Consider the following 23,319-nt stretch of genomic DNA (forward strand, 5'->3'; position numbering starts at 1 on the left):
GGTCACACGGGATCACACGATCGAACGGGGGTCCGATCGCGGCGCCGCACGCCCAGCGGCACCGGGGTCGGCCCCTGCACGCGATGTCGGGGGACACACGCCGATCACGGCCAACAACATCGCTTTCGGAGGGGACATGTCGCTGCGACACCGTCGTCCGCAGATACCGGCCGGCGCTTTCCCGCTGTCGTCCGCGCAACGGGCCATCTGGTTCGCGCAGCAGCTCGCACCCGAGGTACCCGTGTGCATCGCGCAGTATGTGGATCTGCGCGGCGCCCCGGACCTGGATCTGCTGCGTCGCTGCGGATATCGCGCCGGTGCCGAGTTCCGGTCCGCCTATCTGCGGGTCGTCGACGTCGACGGTGAACCCGTCCAGTACGTCGACCCCACCGTCGAGGACCGCAACGGGATCCCGCTGCTCGACTTCCGCGGCGAACCCGACCCGATGGCCGCGGCGCACGAGTGGATGACCGCCGACTACGCCACCCCGGTGGACCTGGCGAACGACCTGCTGGTGAACATGACGATCCTGCAGGTCGCCGACGACCGGTTCCTCTGGTACGCCCGCATCCACCACGTCGCCCTCGACGGATTCGCGGCGATGACCATGGTCAACCGCATCGCCGCCCTCTACACCGCGGAGATCGACGGCCGCGAGCCGGAACCGTCGAAAGCCGCCGACCTGCGCGCCCTGTACGACTGGGACCGCGAGTACCGCACCTCCGAGCGCTACCGCACCGACCGCGACTACTGGATCGAGCGGGTCGCCGGACTCGAGGACGGCTCGACTCTGGCGCAACGCGACGCCCCCACCGCGGCGGTGTCGCTGCTGTCGAGCCACACCCTCCCCGACGACCTCGTCGACGCGCTGACCGCGGTCGACGACGAACCGGGACTGTCGTCGACGGCGGCGGTCATCGCGGCGTTCGCGTGTTATCTGGCGCGGATGACCGGCCGCGACGACGTGATGATCAACCTGCCGGTCTTCGCCCGCACCACCGCCATGGCCCGCCGCTCCGGCGGCATGCTCGTCAACACCGCGCCGCTGCACATCTTTCTCGAACCGGACGACACCCGCACCGACCTGGTGCGGCGGGTGCAGCTCGAACTCACCGGGGCACTGCGCCACCAGCGATTCAGCCTCGAGGACATCCGCCGCGAGACCGGCGCCGCCGGCGACCCGTACCGCTATGCCGGGCCGATGGTCAACGTCATGCTGTTCCGGCAGGAGATCGTGCTCGGCGACATCCGCGGCGAGTTCCACATCATGACCTCCGGTCCCGTCGAGGACCTGCTGGTCAACATCTATCAGAGCGGCGACCCGGCCCGGACCTTCCTCGACTTCCGCGGCAACCCGCACCGCTACGACGAGGACGAACTCCGTGCCCACCACGACCGGTTCGTCGAACTGCTCGACGATTTCCTGCGCAGCGCCCCCGACCGCGCGGTCGCCGTGATCCATCCGGCCAGCGTGACCCTGGGCGAGCAGCGCCGCCGCGCCGCCGCCGACGCCGGTTTCTGGCGGCAGCAGCTCGCCGACGCCGCCGAACGCCTCGAACTGCCCCGCCCCGTCACCGCCCCCGCCGACGACACCCCCGCCGACGTCGAGGACCGCCTGGCGGTCACGGCCGCGGCGCTCGCCGCGCGTTTCGCCACCACCGAGGGCGACGCCCCGGACACCACCGTCGCCGCCGTGCTGCACGCCGCCACGGCGGCGCTCATCGCCCGGCTCACCGGTCACGACGACGTCCTCGTCGGCGTGGCCCGCGACGGGCGGGTGCTGCCGCTGCGCGTCGAGCTGGACCCGGCCGAGCCCTTCGCCGAACTGGTGCGGCGCGTGCGCACCCTCGGCGCCGATCTCGCCGCCCACGCCGAGGTCGACCCGGCCGTGCTCGCCGGCCTCGCCCCCGCCTGCCCGGTGGTGCTCACCCTCGACGACCCGACCTCCGCCCCCGCGGACGCGGTGCTACGCGTGACGATCGACACCACCGGCACCGCCCTGCAGGTCCGCACCGGCTACCGGCCCGACCGGGTGGACGCGCACACCGCCACCACCACCGGCCGGCGACTCGGCCGCGCCCTGACCGCGGTGCTCACCGACCCGCACCTGCCCATCGGGGATCTGCCGTTCGTCGGCAGCGACGAGGTCGCCGGTCTGGTCCCGGCGCACGGCGACCCGGCCCGCTCCGCGCAGACCCTGCCGGAGATCCTGTGCGCGGTCGCCGCGGTGGTGCCGGACACCGAGGCGGTGGTGTGCGAGGACCGGCGCATGACCTACGGCGAACTCGACGCCTGGTCCAACCGGCTCGCCCGCGTCCTCATCGACGCCGGCGCCGGACCGGAGACCTTCGTCGCGGTCGGCATCACCCGCTCCCTCGAATCGGTGGCGGTGATCTGGGCGATCGCCAAGTCCGGGGCCGCCTTCGTGCCCGTCGACCCGAAGTATCCGGCCGAACGCATCGAGTACATGCTCACCGACTCCGGGGCGATCCTGGGCCTGACCACCGCCGCGCACCGCGACGAGCTGCCCGACACGGTGCCCTGGCTCGTCCTCGATCCGGATCTCGACGCGCGGATCGCGCAGGCGAGCGATGAGCCGATCACCGACGACGACCGGCCGGCCACCCTGCTGTTCGACCATCCCGCCTACCTGATCTACACCTCCGGCTCCACCGGCCGCCCCAAGGGTGTGGTGGTGCCGCACCGCGGCCTGGCGAACCTGTCGGCGACCCTGCACACCCGCCTGGCCCCACCCCCGGCGGCCCGGGTCTCGCACTTCTCCTCGCCGAGCTTCGACGCGTCGATCTTCGAGTACATGACCGCCTTCGCCATCGGCGCGACCCTCGTGGTGGTGCCCGCCCACATCTACGGCGGCGACGAACTGGCGGCGCTGCTGCGCCGCGAACAGGTCACCCACCTGTTCTCCACCCCGGCCGCGCTGGCGTCGGTGGACCCGACCGGCGTCGAATGCGAGGCGGTCACCGTCGCGGGCGAGGCGTGCCCACCGGAACTGGTGGCGCGCTGGGCACCCGGCCGCCGGATGTACAACGCGTACGGGCCCACCGAGACCACCATCGTCTGCAATATCACCGACATGCTGGTGCCGGGGGAGACCGTCACCATCGGCCACCCGGTGTGCGGTATCGACGAGCTGATCCTCGACGGCCGGTTGCACCCGGTGCCGGTCGGGATCGCCGGGGAGCTGTACATCGCCGGGCCGGGCGTCACCCGCGGCTATCACGACCGGCCGGGCCTGACCGCCACCCGTTTCGTCGCCGACCCCTTCGGCCCTCCCGGCTCGCGCATGTACCGCACCGGTGACGTCACCCGCTGGCGCATCCGCGACCCGCACCGTCCCGCCCGCTCGGTGACCGTCGAATATCTCGGCCGCTCCGACTTCCAGGTCAAGATCCGCGGGTTCCGCATCGAACTCGGCGAGATCGACGCCGCCCTCAGCGACCGCCCCGACGTCGCCTTCGCCGTCACCCTCGGCCGCGCCGCGCCCTCCGGGGAACAGATGCTCGTGTCCTATGTGCTGCCCGATGCCGGCTGCACCCTCGACCCGGAGCAGCTGGCCGCGGCGCTCGCGGCGCGGCTGCCCGCCCACATGGTGCCCGCCGCGATCATGGTGCTCGACGAGATCCCGCTGACCGCCGTCGGCAAACTCGACCGCACGGCACTGCCCGAACCGGTCTTCGCCGGCGCCGGTGGGGCGGCGGCGATGTCGCCCACCGAGACCGCGCTGGCCGCGATCTTCGCCGACCAGCTCGGCGTCGCCGAGGTCGGCGCCGACGACAGCTTCTTCGAGCTCGGCGGCAACTCGCTGGTCGCCACCCGGGTGATCTCCCGCATCAACGACGCCTTCGGCACCGATCTGGGGGTGCGGTCGCTGTTCGAGGCCCCCACCGTGCGGGCGCTGGCGGCGAACCTGCCCGCCGGTGACGACGTCGACCGGCCCGCCCCGGCGCCGGTGCTGCCGCGCCCGGACCGCATCCCGGTCTCCGCCGCCCAGCAACGCCTGTGGTTCGTCGACCAGCTCGACCCGTCCTCGGCCGCCTACAACATCCCGATCGCGCTGCGGCTGCGCGGCGCCCTCGACCACGCGGCGCTGGTCGCGGCGACCCGCGATGTGCTCGACCGGCACGAGGCGCTGCGCACCGTCTACCCGGCCACCCCGGCCGGGCCGATCCAGCAGGTGCTGCCCGTCGACGCGCTCGCCCTGGATCTGACCCCCACGGTCACGGACGATCTCGACGCGGACGTCGCGGCGGTGGTCGCGGCCGGTTTCGACGTCACCGTCGACCCGCCGCTGCGGATGCGGCTGTTCCGCGTCGCCGGCGACGAGCACGTGCTCGCCGTGGTGGTGCACCACATCGCCGCCGACGGCGCGTCGCTGGCACCGCTGTCCCGGGATCTGGTCACCGCCTACGCCGCCCGCGCCGCGGGCACCGCCCCGGACTGGGCGCCGCTGCCGCTGCAGTACGCCGACTACACCCTGTGGTTCGCGGATCTGCTCGGCGACGTCGACGACCCGACCTCCCGCGCCGCCCGGCAACTCGAGTACTGGCGCGAGATCCTCACCGGCGCCCCCGACCTGCTGGCGCTGCCCACCGACCGGCCGCGCCCACCGCAGCAGTCCTTCCGCGGCGCGAGCGTCGACGTCGAGATCGCCCCGGAGCTGTACGGGCGGATCCGGCAGCTCGCCCACGCCCACACCGCCACCGAGTTCATGGTCGTGCACGCCGCCCTGGCGGTGCTGCTGGCCCGCCTGTCCGGCGGCGACGACATCGTCGTCGGCACCCCCGTCGCCGGGCGCAGCCACCGCCACCTCGACGACCTGGTCGGCATGTTCGTCAACACCGTCGCGCTGCGCACCGCCGTACCCGCCGACCTGTCCTTCGCAGACTTCCTCGCCGCGGTGCGCGACACCGACCTGGCGGCCTTCGCGCACACCGACCTGCCGTTCGACCGGCTCGTCGACGCCGTGGTGCCCGCCCGCTCGGCGGCCTACTCGCCGCTGTTCCAGGTGATGCTCGCCTTCTCCGACACCACCGGCGCGCACCTGACCCTGCCCGGCCTGGACGTCGACATCGCCGAAATCGACACGCACACCACCAAATTCGACCTGCATCTGCAGCTCGGCGCGGTCGCCGACGGCGACGGCGACGGCCGCACCCACGCACTGCGCGGCGCGCTGTCCTACGCCACCGACCTGTTCGACCCCGCCACCGCCGCCGCGATCGGGCAGCGCCTCGTGGGGCTGCTCGAGACGGTCACCGCGGATCCGGCGGTGCCGGTCGGCGACGTGGAGCTGCTCACCGCCGACGAACGCCGCACCGTCCTCGACACGTGGAACGCCACCACCGCCGACACCGGACCCGCCACCACCCTCGGGGAACTGTTCGCCGCGCAGGTCGCCGCGACCCCGCACGCCCCGGCCGTCACCGTCGACGGCCACACCCTCGGCTACGCCGAATTCGACGCGGTCACCAACCGGCTCGCGCGGCGGTTGCTGCGCGCCGGCGCCGGACCGGACCGGGTGATCGCCCTCGCCGCGCCGCGGTCGCTGGATCTGCTCGTCGGCATGTATGCGATCGTCAAGAGCGGTGCCGCCTACCTGCCGCTGGATCCGGAGCATCCCGCCGAGCGGCTGCGCTACGTCCTCGACACCGCCGCCCCGCGCGCGGTGCTCACCACCAGCGATGTCGCCGACGCCCTGCCCGACACCGGCGCCGAGGTGCTGCGCATCGACCGCCTCGACCTCGCCGACGAATCCCCGGCGGCCCTCACCTCGGCGGATCGACCGGAGCCGACCGGCGCGCATCTCGCCTACGTGATCTTCACCTCCGGCTCCACCGGCCGCCCCAAGGGGGTGGCGGTGCCGCACGCCGCGATCGCCAACCGGTTGCGCTGGATGCAGCACACCTATCCGCTGACCGCCGACGACACGGTGGTGCAGAAGACCCCCGCCACCTTCGACGTGTCGGTGTGGGAGTTCTTCTGGCCGCTGCAGGTCGGGGCGCGGCTGGCCGTCGCCGCCCCCGGCGGGCACCGCGATCCCGGTTACCTGCTGCGGCTGTTCGCCGAGGAGCGGGTCACCGTGGCGCATTTCGTGCCGTCGATGCTCGCGGTGTTCGTCGACGCCCTGCACGGCCGCGGCCGGGAGCCGCTCGCGCTGCGGCACGTGTTCGCGTCGGGGGAGGCGCTGCCCGCCGAGACCGCCGCCGCGCTGCGGGAGGCGCTGCCGCACACCGCCCTGCACAATCTGTACGGGCCCACCGAGGCCGCGGTGGACGTCACCGCCTGGACCACCACCGACACCGGTGCCGGGTCGGTGCCGATCGGGCGCCCGGTGTGGAACACCCGCGCCTACGTGCTCGACGCGCGGCTGCATCCGGTGCCCGCCGGCGCCGCCGGCGAGTTGTATCTGGCCGGGATCCAACTCGCCCGCGGCTATCTCGACCGCCCGGGCCTGAGCGCCGACCGGTTCGTCGCCGACCCGTTCGGGGCGCCGGGGGAGCGGATGTACCGCACCGGGGATCTGGCCACCCGCCGCGCCGACGGTGCCCTGATGTACTTGGGGCGCACCGACTTCCAGGTCAAGATCCGCGGTCTGCGCATCGAGCTCGGGGAGATCGAGCAGGTGTTGCGCGCCCGCGAGGAGATCGGGCAGGCGGTGGTGCTCGTCCACCACGGCGCCGACGACCGGCTCACCGGCTATCTCGTGCCCACCCCGGGCCGCAGCATCGACACCGCCGCGGTCACCGCCGATCTCGCCGCGCACCTGCCGGATTACATGGTGCCCGCCGCCCTCGTCGTCCTCGACGCGCTGCCGGTCGGCCCCAACGGCAAACTCGACCGCAACGCGCTGCCCGCTCCGCCGGCACCGACCGCCGCCGGTGGCCACCGGGCGCCGCGCACCCCCACCGAACAGCTCGTCGCCACCGTCTTCGCCGACCTGCTCGGCGTCGACCGGGTCGGCGCCGACGACCATTTCCTCGACCTCGGCGGCACCTCCCTGCTCGCGATGCGCGCCGCCGCCCGGCTCGCCGCGGACACCGGCGGTGAGCTCGGCATCCGGGAGATCTTCGATCATCCGGTCGTCGCCGATCTCGCCGCGCATCTCGACCAGCCCGACCGCACCGGCGCCGGGCGCGGCGCCCCGGTGGCCGGGCCGCGCCCCGACCCGGTCCCGCTGTCCCCGGCGCAGCAGCGGATGTGGTTCATCAACCAGTTCGACACCACCTCCCCGGCCTACAACATCGCCGTCGCGCTGCGCTTGAGCGGCAGGCTCGATCAGGCGGCGCTGCAGCACGCCATCGGCGACGTCGTCGCCCGGCACGAATCGCTGCGCACCCGCTATCCGCTCACCGACGACGGGCCCGTGCAGGTCGTGGTGCCCACCGGCGCCGCCGTCCCCGATCTGGTGATGCTCACCGTCGACGACGGCACCGACCTCGACAGCGAGCTCACCCCGATCCTCGCGGCCGGATTCGATGTGGCCACCGAGATCCCCACCCGCATCCGGGTGCTCGCCCTGGCCGAGGACGAGCACGTGCTCGTGCTCGTCGCCCACCACATCGCCGCCGACGGTTTCTCCATGGGGCCGCTGGCCCGCGACGTCATCGCCGCCTACAGCGCCCGCCACGCCGGGCAGACCCCGCCGTGGACCCCACTGCCGGTGCAGTACGTCGACTACACCCTCTGGCAGCACCGGGTGCTCGGCGACGACACCGACCCGACCTCCCTGGCCGCCGAACAGCTCCGGTTCTGGCGCGCAACCCTCGCCGGCGCCCCGGAACTGCTCGAACTGCCCTTGGATCGGCCGCGCCCGGTGCAGCCGTCGCGGCGCGGCGCCCGCATCCCGTTCACCCTCGACGCGGCCGCGCACCGCCGGCTGCTCGACATCGCCCGCGCCCACGACGCGTCGGTGTTCATGCTGGTGCACGCCGCACTGACGGTGCTGCTCGCCCGCCTGTCCGGCAGCGACGACATCGTCGTCGGCACCCCCGTCGCCGGGCGCGGCCACCGGGCCCTCGACGACCTGGTCGGCATGTTCGTCAACACCGTGGTGCTGCGCGCCCGCGTCGACGACGACGAGCCGTTCACCGCGCTGCTCGACCGCATCCGCACCGGCGACCTGACCGCCTTCGGGCACACCGAGGTGCCGTTCGAGCGGCTCGTCGAGGTCTTCGACCCGCCCCGCTCGACCGCCTACACCCCGCTGTTCCAGGTGCTGCTCGAATTCCAGGACACCGAACGCCCCGAGATCGAACTGCCCGACCTGTCGGTGCGGGTGATCGACCTCCACCCGATGCTGGCGCTGTTCGACCTGCAGCTGTCCATCGCCGAGACCACCGACGCCGACGGCCCCGCCGGCATCCGCGCGTCGTTCACCTATGCCACCGACCTGTTCGACGCCGCCACCGTCGCCTCGTTCGCCGACCGGTTCGTGCGCATCGTCGAGGCGATCACCGACACCCCCGACATCGCGGTCGGCAACATCGACATCGTCACCGACCGGGAACTGGCCGACCTGACCCCGGCGCGGGGCCTGCCACCGGTCTCACCGCAACTGTGGCCGGAACTGCTCACCTCGATCGCCGCGATCCTGCCCGACGCGGTCGCCCTGCGCTTCGCCGACCGGCAGATCACCTACGCCGAACTCGACGCCTGGTCCACCCGCGTGGCGCGGCTGCTCGTCGACGAGCACCGGATCGGCCCGGAAACCGTCGTCGCGCTCGCGCTGACCCGCTCGCTCGAATCGGTCGCGGTGGTGTGGGCGGTCACCAAGACCGGCGCGGCGTTCGTGCCCGTCGACCCCGCCTACCCACCGGAGCGGGTGAGCTACATGCTCACCGACAGCGCTGCCGCCCTCGGCATCACCACCGCCGCGCACCGCGACGCGCTGCCCGCCGAGGTGCCGTGGCTGGTGCTCGACGACGACGCCGTCGCCGCCCGGATCGCCGCGACGAGCGCCGCACCCATCACCGACGCCGACCGCACCGCCGCGCTGCACTTCGACCACCCGGCCTACCTGATCTACACCTCCGGCTCCACCGGCCGCCCCAAGGGCGTGGTGGTCACCCACCGCGGCATGACCAACCTCAACGCCGAGGTGCGCAGCCACTTCACCATCACCCACCAGGCTCGCGTCTCGCACCTGGCGTCGCCGAGCTTCGACGCGTCGATCTTCGAGTTCACCAAGGCGTTCTGCGCCGGCGCCACCCTGGTGATCGTGCCGCCGGACATCTACGGCGGCGACGAACTCGCCCGGCTGCTGCGCGAGGAGAAGGTCACCCACGCCTTCATCACCCCCACCGCGCTCGCCTCCCTCGACCCCACCGGACTCGACGACCTCGAGGTCCTCGTCGTCGCCGGCGAGGCCTGCCCACCGGAACTGGTGGCGCGCTGGGCACCGGGACGCCGCATGTTCAACGGCTACGGCCCGTCCGAGGCCACCATCGAGACCAGCGTCAGCCCGCAACTGCGGCCCGGGCACACCGTCACCATCGGCGGCCCCGCCGTCGGCTTCCACCAGACCGTCCTCGACGACCGGCTGCGGCCCGTCCCCGTCGGGGTGGCCGGCGAGCTGTACATCGCCGGGCCGGGCGTGGCCCGCGGCTACCATCGCCGCCCCGACCTCACCGCCGCCCGGTTCGTCGCCGACCCCTACGGCACCCCCGGCGAACGCATGTACCGCACCGGGGATGTGGTGCGCTGGCGGCACGACGGCACCGTCGAATATCTGGGCCGCTCCGACTTCCAGGTCAAGGTGCGCGGCTTCCGCATCGAACTCGGCGAGATCGACGCCGCGCTCACCGCCCACGACGCGATCGCCTTCGCCCACACCATCGGGCACCCCGCACCCAGCGGCGACACCGTGCTCGTGTCCTACATACTGCCCGACACCACCGCCACGCAGATCGATCCGCGGGCACTTCGCGCCTGGGCCGCGGCGCGGCTGCCCGGTCACATGGTGCCCGCCGCGGTGGTGGTGCTCGACGAGCTGCCGCTGACCCCGGTCGGCAAACTCGACCGCCGCGCCCTGCCGGTGCCGGACCTGACACGGCTCGGCGGCGACTACCGTCCCCCGAGCACCGACCTCGAGGCAACCGTCGCCGAGATCGTCGCCGAGGTCCTCGGGCACCCGCAGGTCTCCGTCGACGACAACTTCTTCGATCTCGGCGGCAACTCGCTGATCGCCACCCGCGTCGTCGCCCGCCTCAACGCCGCGCTCGGCACCGACGCCGGGGTCCGCGCCCTGTTCGAGGCGCCCACAGTGCGGGCGCTCGCCGCGCGGATCCTCGACGATCACGGTGGGCACGGACGGGTGCCGCTGGTCGCCGCCGACCGACCCGAACGGTTGCCGCTGTCCCCGGCCCAGCAACGCATGTGGTTCGTCAACCAGTTCGACACCACCTCCGCCGCCTACAACATTCCGCTCGCCATCCGCCTGTCCGGCCGCCTCGACGTCGCGGCACTGACCGGAGCGGTGCGCGACGTGCTCGACCGGCACGAGAGCCTGCGCACCTGGTATCCCGGCGACGAACAGGGCCCGCGCCAGGTCGTCGTCGACACCGACCGGGTGCTGCCGGCGCTCACGGCGCGGCCGGTCACCGGCGACGACCTGCCCACCGACCTCGCCGACTTCATCGGTGCCGGTTTCGACGTGGCCGCGGCGGTGCCGGTGCGGCTACGGCTGTGGCGCCTGGACGAGCACGCCCATGTCCTGGCGGTGGTGGTGCACCACATCGCCGCGGACGGCTCGTCGATGGCGCCGCTGGCCCGCGACCTGATGCTCGCCTACACCGCCCGCACCGGCGGGACGGACCCGGATCGGTCGCCGCTGCCGGTGCAGTACGCCGACTACGCCCTGTGGCAGCGCCGGCTGCTCGGCGACCCGGACGACCCGACCTCCCTCGCCGCCGCGCAGCTGCGGTTCTGGCGCGACACCCTCGCCGACGCCCCCGAACTGCTGCCGCTGCCCACCGACCGGCCGCGCCCCACCCAGCGCAGTTTCCACGGCGCCCTGCACCGCTTCACCGTGCCCGCCGACGTGCAGCGGCGCCTCGAGGCGCTGGCCGCCGAGCACGACACCACCGTGTTCATGGCCGTGCACGCAGCGTTCGCGGCGCTGCTGGCCCGCCTGACCGGCACATCCGACATCGTCATCGGCTCCCCGGTCGCCGGTCGCGGCCACCGCGCCCTCGACGACCTGGTCGGCATGTTCGTCAACACCGTGGTGTTGCGCACCCCCGTCGACGGGGCGCTGTCGTTCACCGACCACCTGCACCGCACCCGCGAGATCGACCTCGCGGCCTTCGGGCACACCGAGCTGCCCTTCGAGACCCTCGTCGACGTGCTCGCCCCGGCCCGCGAGACCGACCGGTCCCCGCTGTTCCAGGTGGTGCTCGAATACGGCAACACCGAACGGGCCCACCTGGTGCTGCCCGAACTCGAGGTCGACGCCCTCGACCCGGAGCTGCCCGTCGCCAAGTTCGACCTGCAACTGACCCTGCAGGATCCAGACCCGACCGGAACAGGGGAGAGCGACGGAATGCCCGCGGCGTTCACCTACGCCACCGACCTGTTCGATCCCGACACCGTCGCCTCCTTCGCGCAGCGGCTGGTGCGGCTGCTCGACGCGGTCACCGCCGACCCGCACCGCCCCATCGGCGACGTCGACCTGCTCACCGACGACGAACGTCCCACCGCCCCGGCGCCGCTGCGCCCGGCCGCGGCGAGCGTGCTCGGCTCCGCCTCGGCGAGCGTGCTCGGCTCCGCCTCGGCGTCGCTGCTCGATCTGTACGCCCGCGGCGCCGGACTCGACCCGGCGGCGATCGCGGTCACCGCGCCCGACGGGACGCTGCGCTACGACGAGCTCACCGACCGGGTGCAGCGCCTGGCGCGGCTGCTCGTCGAGCACGGCGCCGGACCCGACCGGCTCGTCGCCGTCGCCCTGCCGCGCGGCACCGACCTGATCGTCGCGCTGCTCGCCGTATTGCACAGCGGCGCCGCCTATCTGCCCATCGACGTGGCGTTCCCCCCGGACCGGCTCGCGTACATGTTCGACGACGCGGCCCCGGTGTGCCTGCTCACCACCGCCGACCACGCCACCGCTCTGCCCCCGCACACCCCGCCGATCGTGGACCTGCACGACCCGGCCGTGCGCACCCGCCTCGACGAGATGCCCAGCGGCGGTGACGGATTGCCACGCGTGCACCCGGAGGCGGCGGCGTACGCCATCTACACCTCCGGCTCCACCGGCCGCCCCAAGGGCGTGATGGTCCCGCACCGCACCGTCGTCACCCTGCTCACCGACACCACCGAGATGTTCGGTTTCGACGCCTCCGATGTGTGGACACTGTTCCACTCCTACGCCTTCGACTTCTCGGTGTGGGAACTGTGGGGCGCCCTCGCCCACGGTGGCCGGCTCGTCGTCGTCGACTACCACACCGCCCGCAACCCGCAGGAATTCCTGGCACTGCTGCGCCGCGAACGGGTCACCGTGCTCAACCAGACCCCGACGGCCTTCTACCAGCTCATCGACGCCGACCGCGCCGCCGGCACCGACCTGCCGGCGCTGCGCCGGGTGATCTTCGGTGGGGAAGCCCTCGACTTCGGGCAGCTCGACCGCTGGTACCGACGCCACGACGACACCGCCCCGACGCTGGTGAACATGTACGGCATCACCGAGACCACCGTGCACGTCACCGCCCGCACCATCACCCGCGAACTCGCCGCCACCGCCGCGGCAAGCCTGATCGGCCCACCGTTGCCGTCGCTGCGCCTGCACATCCTCGACAACCGGCTGCATCCGGTGCCCACCGGGGTGATCGGGGAACTGTACGTCTCCGGCGCCCAGCTCTCCCGCGGCTACCTGCACCGCCCCGATCCGACCGCCACCCGGTTCGTCGCCGACCCGCACGGCGCCCCCGGCGACCGGATCTACCGCACCGGGGACCTGGCGCGCCGCACCCGCGACGGCGAGATCGAATATCTCGGCCGCGCCGACTTCCAGGTGCAGCTGCGCGGTTTCCGCATCGAGCTCGGCGAGATCGAAGCGGCGCTGCTGCGCGCCCCCGGTGTCGGCCGCGCCGTGGTCGTCGTCCACACCGACCCGGCCTCCGGTACCGACCGGCTCGTCGGCTACGCGGTACCCGAACCCGGCCACGACCTCGACGTCGACGTGGTGCTCGAGCATGCCGCCGGGGAACTCGCCGCGTACATGCTGCCGTCCACCCTGATGGTGCTCGACACGCTGCCGGTCACCGCAACCGGCAAACTCGACCGGCGCGCACTGCCCGCCCCCGACTTCGCCGCCCGCACCACCGTCTCCCGCGCCCCCGCGCGCGGCCACGAAACGGTGCTGGTGGAACTGTTCGCGCAGGTCCTCGGTCTGCCGACGGTGGGGGTGGACGATTCGTTCTTCGCCCTGGGCGGCGATTCGATCATGTCCATCCAGCTGGTCTCCCGCGCGAAGGCCGCCGGCCTGGACCTGACTCCGCGCGAAGTGTTCGAACACAAGACCCCCGCCGCGCTCGCCGCCGTCGTCGGCACCGCCACCCCCACCGAAACCCTCGCGGAGCTGCCCGGCGGTGGGGTCGGGGACATGCCGCTACCGCCGATCGCGCACTGGATGCTCGACCGCGGCGGCAGCATCGGCCGCTACTCGCAGGCGCTGCTGCTGCGCCTGCCCACCGGCCTGGACGCGGCGACGCTGCGGGCGATCGTCACCGCGGTCCTCGACCGGCACGACATGCTGCGCGTGCACCTGCACGCGGTGCCGGACGTCCCCGGCGGACACGTCCTGCACGTGCCCGCCCCGGGCAGCGTCGACGTCGACACCGTCATCCACCGGGTGCCGGTGACCAGCGCCGCGGACAGCGACGACTTCTTCGCCCTGGCCGCCGCCGAACTCGACGCCGCCGCCGACCGCCTCGACCCGCACAGCGGGCGGGTGGTGCAGCTGGTGTGGTTCGACGCCACCAGCGGCGCCGGCCGACTGCTCATCGTCATCCACCATCTCGCCGTCGACGGGGTGTCCTGGCGCATCCTCGTCCCCGACCTGGCCGCCGCGTGGGCGGCCGCCGCGGCCGACGGCGCCACGAGTGGTGCGCTGCTGCCCCTCCACACCGGCACCAGCGTGCGCCGCTGGGCCCACGCCCTGTGCGACGCCGCCCCCACCCGCCGCACCGAACTCGACTTCTGGCGCGCCATGCTCGACGGACCGAACCCGCCGCTCGGGCACCGCCCCTTCGATCCGGTCCGCGACACCAACGCCACCGTCATCACCGTCGCCACCGAACTGCCCACCTCCGTCACCGAGGCGCTGCTCACCGCCGTGCCCAACGCCTTCCACGGCGCCGTCGACCACGGCCTGCTCACCGCACTCGCCCTCGCGGTGGCGGCGTGGCGCCGCGACCGCGGCCACCACCCGGCACAGCTGCTGCTCAACCTCGAAGGGCACGGCCGCGACAGCAATGCCGCCGCCGGCGCCGACCTGTCCGGCACCGTCGGCTGGTTCACCACCATCCACCCGCTGCGCCTGGACCTGACCGGCATCGACCTCGACGACGCGCTCGCCGCCGGCCCGGCCGCCGGTCGCGCCGTCAAGACCGTCAAGGAACACCTCGCCGCCGTCCCCGACCACGGCACCGGCTTCGGGCTGCTGCGCTATCTCGACCCCGACACCGCCACCGAACTCGCGAACGCACCGACGCCGCAGGTCAGCTTCAACTATCTCGGCCGCCCCACCGCCGGGGTCACCGACACCGACACCCCCTGGCTGCCCATCGGCGGCTTCCCCCACGGCGGGGCACAGAGCCCGGACATGCCCGCCGCCGCGGTGCTCGACATCAACGCCGTCACCACCGACACCCCTACCGGGCCGGTACTGAAGGTGCACTGGTCGTACCCGGCCGGGCTGCTCGACGACTCCGACGTCACCGCCCTCGCGCACCACTTCGCCACCGCCGCCACCGCACTGACCCGGCACACCCGCAGCCCGCACGCCGGTGGCCTGACCCCCTCGGATCTGCCGCTGGTGCGACTGCACCAGGACGTCATCGAACGCCTCGAGCAACGCTACGGGCCCCTGGACACGGTGTGGCCGACCGCGCCGCTGCAGACCGGGCTGCTCTTCCACGCCCTGCTCGCCGGGGACCGCCCCGACGCCTACATCGTGCAGCTCGTGCTCGACCTGCGCGGCGAGGTCGACGCGAGCCGGATGCGCCGCTCCCTGCAACTGCTGCTCGACCGGCATCCGGCGCTGCGCGCGGCGTTCCCCGCCGCCGGCGACGGACACGTCCAGGTCATCCCCACCCACGTGGAGGTGCCGTTCACCGTCGCCGACACCAGCGACGACCCCGACCCGGACGACGCCGCCGCGCAACTGCTCGCCCTCGATCGACGCACCCGCTTCGACACCGAGACCGCGCCGCTGCTGCGCGCGACCGTCGTGCACACCGGCCCGGGCCGGCACCTGCTGGCATTGACGAACCATCACCTGCTGCTCGACGGCTGGTCCACCCCGGTGCTGATCCGGGAACTGCTGATGCTCTACGCCACCGACGCGGACCAGCGGGCACTGCCCCCGGCGCCGCACTACGGCAGCTACCTCACCTGGCTCGCCGACCGCGACCCGGAAGCCTCCCTCGACGCCTACCGCCGCGCCCTCGCCGGAGTGGACGAACCGACCCTGCTCGCCCCGCAGCACCGCCCCGGCACCACCGCCGGGATCTCCGAGGACCTCGACCTCGACCTGGACACCGCTCTGTCGGTGCGGCTGCACGACACCGCCACCGCCCGCGGCGTCACCGTCAACACCCTCGTGCAGACCGCCTGGGGTGTGGTGCTCGGCGCCCTCACCGGCCGCACCGACGTGGTGTTCGGGGCGACCGTCTCCGGGCGGCCACCGCAGATCCCCGGCATCGAGGCGATGGTCGGGTTGTTCATCAACACCGTCCCGGTGCGCATCACCGTGCGGCCCGACGACACCGTCGGTGCGCTCGTCGACCGGGTGCAGGCCGAACAGGTCGCCCTGCTCGATCACCACCATCTCGACCTGGGCACCCTCGACCGGCACCTCGGGGCCGCCGTGCGATTCGACACCCTCACCGTCTTCGAGTCGTACCCGGTCGAACGCGCCGGTCTCGACCGCGACACCGACCTCGGCGGCATGCGGGTCGCCGACATCACCGGCCGCGACGCCGCGCACTACCCGCTGTCGGTGGTCGTGCACACCGACACCACGGTGCACCTGCGCATGAAATACCTGCCGGAGGTCTTCGACCGCGACGCCGTCGCCGCGATCGCCGCGCGCATCACCGCTGTGCTCGACGCACTCACCGGCGACCCGGCCGCCCCGATCACCGCGCTGCCGGCACTCACCGCCACCGAGCAGGACGCGCTGCTGCCGGTGCACGGCCCGGCCGGGGGCAGCGACGTCGCCCTGCCGCAACTGCTCGCCGCGACCGCCGCCGCACACCCGGACCGGCCGGCCCTGCGCGAGGGGGAGCGGGTGCTCACCTACCGCGAACTCGACGAACGCTCCACCCGGCTGGCGCGGGTGCTGCTGCGCCGCGGCGCCGGACCGGAGACCTTCGTCGCCCTCGGCATCGCCCGCTCCGTCGAGTCGGTGACCGCGATGTGGGCGATCACCAAGACCGGGGCGGCGTTCGTGCCCGTCGACCCGCGCTATCCGGCCGAACGCGTCGCATTCATGCTCGACGACTGCGGCGCCACCGTCGGCGTGACCACCACCGCACACCGCGACCGGCTCCCGGACACGGTGCCGTGGCTGCTGCTCGACGACCTCGACCGCGACGCCGCGGGCGAGAACACCACCACGATCGACGACACCGACCGCCCCGTCGCGCTGCGGCTCGATCATCCCGCCTACCTGATCTACACCTCCGGCTCGACCGGCCGCCCCAAGGGTGTGATCACCACCCACCGCAGCCTGGACAACTTCGCCCGCGACCAGCGCAGCCGCTTCGGTGCCGGACCCGGCGCGCGGGTCATGCACGTCTCGTCGCCGAGCTTCGACGCGTCGATCTTCGAATACCTCCTGGCGTTCGGGTCCGGCGCCGAACTGGTGATCGTGCCCCCGCACATCGTCGGCGGCGCCGAACTCGGCGCGCTGCTGCGCGAGCAGCGGGTCACCCACGGGTTCATCACCCCCGCCGCGCTCGCCTCCCTCGACCCGGCGGATCCGACCGACCTCACCGATCTCGCGGTCGGTGGGGAGGCGTGGCCGGCGGACCTGCAGGCCACCTGGGCGCCCGCGCGGCGTCTCGTCGACGCCTACGGGCCCACCGAGACCACCATCATGGCCGCGATCAGCGACCCCCTGGGCGTCGACGACCCACTGACCCTCGGCGGTCCGCTGCGCGGGGTGCACGCCGTCGTCCTCGACACCGCGCTGCGACCCGTGCCGTTCGGTGCCGTCGGTGAGCTGTACCTGGCCGGCTGGGGCCTGGCCCGCGGCTATCACGCCCGGCCCGCGCTGACCGCCGCCCGGTTCGTCGCCGACCCCTACGGCGCCCCCGGCGAACGCATGTACCGCACCGGGGACCTGGTGCGCTGGGTCGGTGACCTCGACCGGCGGGATCTGCGCATCGAATACGTCGGCCGCAGCGACTTCCAGATCAAGATCCGCGGCTTCCGCGTCGAACTCGGCGAGATCGACGCCGTGCTCGCCGCCCACCCGGCCGTCGGATTCGCCGCCACCGTCGCGCACCGCGCCCCGAGCGGAGAGACGGTCCTCGTCGCCCACCTGCACCCCGCACCCGGCGCCGACATCGACCACGCCGCAGTGAAATACCATGTCTCCGAGCATCTCCCGGCGCACATGGTGCCCACCGTCATCAGCGTGCTCGACGAGATCCCGCTGACCCCCGTCGGTAAACTCGACCGCGCCGCCCTGCCCGCACCGAACCTGACCGCCGGCACCGGCGACCGTCCGGCACCCACCGACCCGCTCGAGTCGCTCGTCGCCGACGAACTCGCCGACGTGCTCGGCCTCGACCGACTCGGCGTCGACGACAACTTCTTCGACCTCGGCGGTAACTCACTGCTCGCCACCCGCGCCGTCGCCCGCCTCGGCGACCGGCTCGGCCGACCCGTGCCGGTGCGCGCCCTGTTCGAAGCCCCCACCGTCGCCGCGCTCGCCGCACACCTCGACCACCGGCCCACCACCGAGGTCGAGGAACCCACCGCCGACACCACCTCCGGCCCGATCGCCGGACCACGCCCCGAGCACATCCCCCTCTCCCCGGCGCAGCAACGACTGTGGTTCATCAACCAGTTCGATCCGACCTCCGCCGCCTACAACATCCCCCTGGCGATCCGGTTGTCCGGGCATCTGTCCCCAGCCGCGCTCGGCGCCGCCCTGCACGACGTGCTGGCCCGGCACGAGAGCCTGCGCACCATCTACCCAGCGTCGGCGGCCGGGCCGCACCAGCGGATCCTCGCCGCCGCCGACGCTCCGCTGCCGCTGGACGTGGTGCCCGCCGGGGAGGACACCGTGCACACCGCCATCGCCGACTTCCTCGGCGCCGGATTCGACGTCACCGTCGACATCCCGGTGCGGGCACGGGTGTTCTCCTTCGGCCGCGACGACCATCTCGCCGTGCTGGTCGTACACCACATCGCCGCCGACGGCGGCTCCACCGGCCCGCTGGCCCGCGACCTGATGATCGCCTACGCCGCCCGCAGCCGCGGCGAGACCCCGGCGTTCGGACCGCTGCCGGTGCAGTACGCCGACTACACCCTGTGGCAACTCGACCGGCTCGGCGACCCGGACGACCCCGGCACCCTCGCCGCCGACCAGACCACCTACTGGCAGCAGCGCCTCGCGGGGCTGCCGGAGGTGCTGCCGCTGCCCACCGACCGGCCCCGGCCGCCGCAGCAGTCCTTCCGCGGCGACATCACCCGCTTCACCGTCGACGCCGATCTGCTCGCCCGGCTGCAGCAGCTCGCCGCCGTCCGGCACAGCACCGTGTTCATGACCGTGCACGCGGCGTTCGCGGTGCTGCTCGCCCGCCTGTCGGGCAGCGACGACATCGCCGTCGGCTCGCCGGTCGCCGGTCGCGGACACCGCGCCCTCGACGATCTGGTGGGCATGTTCGTCAACACCGTCGTGCTGCGCACCGCGGTGCCCGCGCAAGCGTCGTTCACCGAGCTGCTCACCGCCGTCACCGACAGCGACCTCGATGCCTTCGCGCACGCCGACCTGCCCTTCGACCGGGTCGTCGACGCGCTCGCCCCGACCCGCTCGACCGCACACTCACCGCTGTTCCAGGTCTCCATCGAATTCCACACCGCCGAACTGCCCGCGGTGGAACTGCCGCACCTGAGCGTGCAGGGCGTCGCCCTCGACCCGACGGTGTGCAACTTCGACCTCGAACTGCTCATCGGGGAGAACGCCGAAGGTGGCCTCGACGCCGCCTTCGTCTACGCCACCGACCTGTTCGACGCCGAGACGGTGCGTGGCTTCGCCGACCGGTTCACCCGGCTGCTGCACGCGATCGCCGCCGACCCGCACCGTCCCGTCGGCGATCTCGACCTGCTCACCGCCGCAGAACACACCGCGCTGGTGCCCGCCATCGGACCGCAGGCCGAACCGGCGGTGCTGTGGCCGCACCTGCTCGACACCGCCGTTGCCACCGCCCCGGACGCGGTCGCGGTCGTCGACGACGACCGGCAGGTCACCTACCGCGAACTCGACGCCCGCGCGCACCGGCTCGCGCGGCGCCTGCTCGACCGCGGCGCCGGACCCGAACAGGTGATCGCCCTGGCGATCCCGCGCTCGCTCGAATCGGTCACCGCGGTGTGGGCGACGGTGCGCAGCGGCGCGGCATTCGTGCCGGTCGACCCCACCTATCCGGCCGACCGCATCACCTTCATGCTCGACGACAGTGCCGCGCGCATCGGCATCACCGTCGCCGCGCACCGCGACGCGCTGCCCGACGAGGTGGACTGGCTCGTCCTCGACGACCTCGACCTCACCGCCGGGCCGCTCGCACCGATCGACGACGCGGACCGGCCGACGGTGCTGCGCCCGGATCAACCGGCCTACCTGATCTACACCTCCGGCTCCACCGGCCGCCCCAAGGGCGTGGCGGTCACCCACCGCGGCCTGGCCTCCCTCGCCCGGGAGGAACGCGACCGTCTGCAGGTCACCGCCGCAGCCCGGGTGTCGCATCTGGCGTCGCCGAGCTTCGACGCGTCGATCTTCGAGCAGATGATGGCGCTGTGCGCCGCGGCGACGCTGGTGATCGTGCCGCCGCACGTCTACGGCGGCGACGAGCTCACCGCGGTGCTGCGCGCACAGCGGGTCAGCCACGCCTTCATCACCCCCACCGCGCTGGCCTCACTCGACCCACACACCGTCCCCGAACTGCACACCCTGCTCGTCGCCGGCGAAGCACTCCCACCGGAGCTGGTGGCACGCTGGGCGCCGTCACGGCGGGTGATCGACGCCTACGGTCCCACCGAGGCGACGATCATGACCTCCCTCGGCGAGCCGCTCACCGTCGGCGAACCCGTCACCATCGGCACCCCCAGCCGCGGTTTCCACGCCCTGGTCCTCGACGGGCGGCTGCAACCCGTCCCGGCCGGGGTGGCCGGGGAACTATATGTCGCCGGGCCGGGTCTGGCCCGCGGCTACCACGACCGGCCCGCGCTGACCGCCGCCCGATTCGTGCCCGATCCCACCGGCACGGGGGAGCGGATGTACCGCACGGGGGATCTGGTGCGGTGGACCACCGATCATCGCCTCGATTACGTCGGCCGCACCGACTTCCAGGTCAAGATCCGCGGCTTCCGCGTCGAACTCGGCGAGATCGACGCCACGCTGACCGCGCACCCGCAGGTGGTCTTCGCCCACACCCTCGGCCACACCGCCCCGTCCGGGCAGACCGTGCCGGTGTCCTACCTCCGCCTCGCCCCCGATACCGACATCACCGCCGCCGAGGTGAAAACGTTCGTCGCGCAGCATCTTCCGCCGCACATGGTGCCGGCGGTGATCACCGTGCTCGACGACATCCCGCTCACCCCGGCCGGCAAACTCGACCGCGCCGCGCTGCCCGCCCCGGATTTCACCGCCCCGGTCGGGGACTACCGGGCGCCGCGCACCGACCTCGAAAAGCTCGTCACCGACCTGTTCGCCGAGCATCTCGGCCTCGACCGGGTCGGTGTCGACGACGACTTCTTCGACCTCGGCGGCACCTCGCTGCTGGCGACCCGGTTGCTACCGGCGCTCGGGGAACGACTCGGGCGGCGGGTGCCGATCGCGTCGATCTTCACCCATCCGACCCCGGCAGAACTCGCTGCACACCTGAGCAGCGGCGAGTCCGAGGAGAGCAACGGCATCGACGAGGCGTTCCGGGTGCTCGTGCCGCTGCGCCCCGGCACCGGCACCGCGCTGTTCTGCATCCATCCCGCCGCGGGGCTGGCCTGGCCGTACAGCGCCCTCGCGCACCGCCTCGACGACGACCGGCCGGTCTACGGTCTGCAGTTGCCGGCCCTGTCCGGTGGTCCGCGGCACGACACCATCACCGCGCTGGCCCGCCACTACGTGCGGGAGATCCGCCGGGTGCAGCCGCACGGCCCATATCACCTGCTGGGCTGGTCGCTCGGCGGGGTGGTCGCGCACGCCGTCGCCGTCGAACTGCGCCGCGACGGGGAGATCGTCGACACCCTCGCCCTGCTCGACAGCCACCTGATGGTCGGGGCGTCCCCGGCCGTCGGCACCCGCGACATGCTGCGCGATCTCGGGCTTCCCGTCGACGACGGTGAGCCGAGCTTCGAACACGCCGCCGCGGTGCTCGACGAGGCGTTCGGGGGCGGCACCGGCCTGACCGCCGCCCACCTCGAACGGCTGCACGCCGGGTCGACCGACACCGCCCGCGCCGCGCGGCGGCACGAACCGGACACCTTCGACGGGGACGCGTTGTTCTTCACCGCGGCCCGCTCGGAGACCCCGGTCCCGGCGGTGGCGGCCTGGCACAACGTGATCGCCGGCGAGATCCACCAGTACCGGCTCGACTGCGATCACCACGAGATGGTGAGTGCCCGGGCGGTGGAGACGATCGTCGCGGTGCTCTCGGCGCGGCTGACCGAGAGCGACGCGGCGCTGCGCCGGTGGGGACGAGTCGCGGTGCAGGTCGCCGGACGCAACGGGGACCGCCGGAACTGACCTCGACGCATCCGCTCACCGGGCCCGGATCTCTCAGCCGAGCCCGGTGAGCGCCGCCGGCGCCCATCCCGGCCAGCGCACCACACCCACCGGCACCCCGCCGGCGAACCGCGCCACCACCACCGGGGTCCCGGACGCCGTGTCGTACACCGACGCCTGATCGGCGCGGCCGATCGCTTCGGCCACCAGCGGCCACAACCGCCGATAACGCGCCCGGATCTTGTCCTCGGGCACCGCATGCCCACCGGAGGCCACCCGGTGCTGCACACGCAGCACCGACATCGCCTCGGGCACCAGCATCACGTGCAGCACCACCGTGAACCCCACCTCGTGCGCGCGGTCGATCAACTCCAGCTTCGACGGATGCGAGAACACCGTCTCCGCAATGAACGACCGGCCCTGCCGCAGCAACCGGTCCCGCGCCGCCGCGGCGAGTTGCGCCGCCTCGTACGACATCTCCTCCGCCCGGTCGGGCCAGCGCTGCCGCGCGATCACATCCGCATTGACGAACACGCTGCGCGGCAGCAGGGGAGCGAGGGACAACTCGACGAACGTCGACTTGCCGGAACCGTTGGGACCGACGATCAGATCCAGACGCCTCATGCGTCGTCGAGCACCCGGCGACTACCGTCGGGACGCTGCTCGACCAGCCGGCCTTCGTCGTCGAGCACCACCGTGGTGACCCCACGCGCGGCGAGAACCTCGGCGTAGTCGGTGCGGGCCAGCCCGCCCGCCAGGCGCGCATCGATCTCTGCGTCGAACAGCCGTCCCTCGGCGGCGGTGAGCTCGCTCAGCTCCCGTGTCCCGGCCAGCGCCTCGTGCACCCGGTGCAGGGAGGCGGTCTCGTGGGCGGTCATCGCGCGGCCGATGCGGGCCCAGTATTCGAGTTGCTGGCGTCCGGTGCGGTTCTGGCGGCCGCCCTCGGCGATGGCGCTGTCGACGAGTTCGGCGTCGAAGCGGGTGACCTTGTCGGTGGATGACGTCATGACGGCCTCCTGATGTTGCAGTCTGCTACAAGCGTAGCTGTCTGCAACACGCCACGCACCCCCGAATCCTCCCGCCACCACCCGGTTCGTGACCTCCCGCTACGCGCCGCCACCCGGATCGACACC

3 protein-coding genes are annotated in these 23,319 nt (G+C 73.0%); 1 reads left to right on the forward strand and 2 read right to left on the reverse strand.

Going from position 1 to position 23,319, the window contains the following annotated elements:
• Window positions 1-136 precede the first annotated feature (136 nt).
• Complete coding sequence (locus tag KXC42_RS12960) at window positions 137-22,207, forward strand: non-ribosomal peptide synthetase (protein ID WP_219129118.1); 22,071 nt, start codon at window positions 137-139, stop codon at window positions 22,205-22,207.
• 33 nt (window positions 22,208-22,240) lie between these two features.
• Here KXC42_RS12960 and KXC42_RS12965 read toward each other — a convergent pair whose 3' ends face one another.
• Both KXC42_RS12965 and KXC42_RS12970 read right to left on the reverse strand, forming a co-directional pair.
• Complete coding sequence (locus tag KXC42_RS12965) at window positions 22,241-22,810, reverse strand: zeta toxin family protein (RefSeq protein WP_219129119.1); 570 nt, start codon at window positions 22,808-22,810, stop codon at window positions 22,241-22,243.
• Window positions 22,807-23,193, reverse strand: coding sequence for a hypothetical protein (locus tag KXC42_RS12970; RefSeq protein WP_024101066.1), 387 nt, complete (start codon window positions 23,191-23,193; stop codon window positions 22,807-22,809). The genes KXC42_RS12965 and KXC42_RS12970 overlap by 4 nt, the downstream gene beginning before the upstream one ends.
• Between the last annotated feature and the right edge of the window lie 126 nt (window positions 23,194-23,319).

The organism is Rhodococcus sp. LW-XY12 (genome assembly GCF_019317345.1).
Classification (GTDB): Bacteria; Actinomycetota; Actinomycetes; order Mycobacteriales; family Mycobacteriaceae; genus Rhodococcus; species Rhodococcus pyridinivorans.